This window comes from Pseudoalteromonas sp. 31A1 (genome assembly GCF_011378815.1).
GTDB lineage: Bacteria > Pseudomonadota > Gammaproteobacteria > Enterobacterales > Alteromonadaceae > Pseudoalteromonas > Pseudoalteromonas arctica.
Genome location: NZ_WTKY01000047.1, coordinates 1,230 through 1,762, shown reverse-complemented (window position 1 = coordinate 1,762; position 533 = coordinate 1,230). Strand labels below are relative to the sequence as shown.

Annotated in this window: 2 tRNA genes; both read right to left on the bottom strand. The window is 38.1% G+C overall.

The window, feature by feature from the left end:
• Positions 1–302: 302 nt before the first annotated feature.
• Positions 303–378: transfer RNA gene (locus tag GQR52_RS20045), tRNA-Ala, on the bottom strand.
• A 50-nt stretch (positions 379–428) separates the two neighbouring features.
• Positions 429–505, bottom strand: a tRNA-Ile gene (locus GQR52_RS20040).
• Positions 506–533: the final 28 nt, after the last annotated feature.

The following is a 533-nucleotide window of genomic DNA, read 5'->3' as shown; positions in this document are numbered from 1 at the left end:
ACAACCCAAACGGGTCTTTGTTTTGTGACAGTTTAACTTCGCCAGAAGTCAATATTGAATACTAAAGTAGATACCAATCAATCAACTCATAAGAGTTAACTAAATGGCACTGAATGGTACTGCTACCATTCTTTTTTTACTTTTGAAAACTCTTGATAAATACAATGTATCTATCAGAATTTTATTATCAGCTTTTCCAAATTTTTAAAGAGCAAGAGATGTAAAAACTTCTCAAAATTAAACACACTCTATTCTCAGGCGGTTAATGGCCCGATAAAGAATATTTATTTTTAAGAAGTAAGTGGTGGAGCTAAGCAGGATCGAACTGCTGACCTCCTGCGTGCAAGGCAGGCGCTCTCCCAGCTGAGCTATAGCCCCACATATGCTGGTACTTATTGTTTTAACCATCTTCTTAATTAGATAAGAAGTGGTGGGTCTGAGTAGATTTGAACTACCGACCTCACCCTTATCAGGGGTGCGCTCTAACCAGCTGAGCTACAGACCCAAAACAATAAGTGTTGTTCTCTTTACAA